Source organism: Deltaproteobacteria bacterium (genome assembly GCA_011773515.1).
Taxonomy (GTDB): Bacteria; Desulfobacterota; Deferrimicrobia; order J040; family J040; genus WVXK01.
On sequence record WVXK01000010.1, the window covers coordinates 1 to 1,579 of the forward strand.

Sequence of the window (1,579 nt, forward strand, 5' to 3'; positions counted from 1 at the left end):
ATACCGGTTGCCGATGATTATCTGGAAGCCTGGTTATCAGATGGAGAAACGACATGGGCAAGCGATTTTTTGAACACCAACGGTATATCCGACGGACAGAGCATCATCGGGATTCACCCGTTTTCCGCCGTTTCTGAGAGAGCGTGGCACCCGGATAACTTCATTGAAGTGGCAAGCAATCTCGGGAAAAAACAGGGGACCATGATAATCGTCTTCGGGGGCCGGGGGGACTTGGCACAGGCACAATATTTCCAGGAGAGACTTGACCCCCCACCAATCATGGCCGTGGGGAGGACAGATTTACGTCAAACGATGGCCCTGCTCAACAGATGTTCCCTGCTCATCTGTAACGACAGCGGCATCATGCACCTGGGGGCAGCGTTGAAGGTTCCGCTCATAGCCCTCTTCGGACCCCAGTCGCCGGTGAAATTCGGGCCCTGGGGGGAGAAGTGCTGGATCATCTACAAAAACTTTTTTTGCAGCCCCTGCAAACAGAAGTTTTTCGAGGAATGTGAACCATCGGAGAGAATGAAGCCGGAGTGCATGGAAGAGATCTCTCCGGAAGAAGTCATTCAGGTAGCCGGTAACATCTTGCGCGGCCGAGATCTGAGAACACACATCGAAAAGTGAAGTCAGGTGTTCAGCATATGGAATCGAAGAGACCCCCGATAACAACCATCATCATCTGCCAGGACAATGAATCATATATTCGAAACTGCCTGGACAGCGTCACGTGGACAGATGAAATAATCGCCGTCGATTCGGGGAGCAGCGATAAAACCGTAGAGATCCTTACCGAGGCTGGGGCGAAGACGTATCACAAAGAGTGGGAAGGATTCAGAAAGCAGAAGGAACACGCCATGAGTCTGGCGACGAACGACTGGATCCTCGAAGTGGATACGGATGAGTTCCTCTCGGCGGAGCTGATCGATGAAATAAGCAACATCACCCCGGAGCAATGGTCTGCGTATACATGTTTCGAGGTGCCCCGGCTCACTTATTTTCAGGATAAGCCCATTTACCACTGCGGCTGGTTTCCGGACCACAAGCCGCGCCTTTATAACAGAAAAAATGGAACCTGGGTAGGCCTCAACATACATGAGCACTTCAGTTCGTTTGGGGCCAAAAAAAAACTGGAAAGCATTCTCGTGCACAAGCCCCCCTGGGACATCTCCTCCTTCATGAAAAGGACGTTAAACTACGCGATCATGAACGCGAAAGATTACGCCGATACGGGGCGAAAAGCCCGCTTCATCGACCTGACGCTCCGACCCTTGTACACTTTTTTCTACAAATTTTTTGTCCGGAGGGGTTTCCTCGATGGCATGCGGGGTTTTATTATCTGCTGCGCCGAGTCTTTCGGGGTCTTCGTCAAGTATGCTGTCCTCATGGACATACAGAGAAAAAAGTAACCAGCGGCCCTGTCGACACTCCGCTCGTAGCGGAGAGAGGCGAGGCCGGGAAAAACAAATGGATAATAGATGGGAGCGACAACGGTAAACGGAAGGGTGGATTTGCCCGAGTTAATTATTCTTTCGCTGGCAAAGGGGTGGGGCGGGGCGGAAGAGTACCTCGAGCT

2 protein-coding genes are annotated in these 1,579 nt (G+C 51.8%); both read left to right on the forward strand.

Annotated features, from left to right (window positions below; genetic code table 11):
• A partial coding sequence (locus GTN70_01390; protein ID NIO15651.1) for a glycosyl transferase occupies positions 1 to 630 on the forward strand: 630 nt, incomplete at its 5' end.
• A gap of 17 nt (positions 631 to 647) precedes the next feature.
• Positions 648 to 1,412, forward strand: coding sequence for a glycosyltransferase (locus tag GTN70_01395; GenBank protein ID NIO15652.1), 765 nt, complete (start codon positions 648 to 650; stop codon positions 1,410 to 1,412).
• Positions 1,413 to 1,579: the final 167 nt, after the last annotated feature.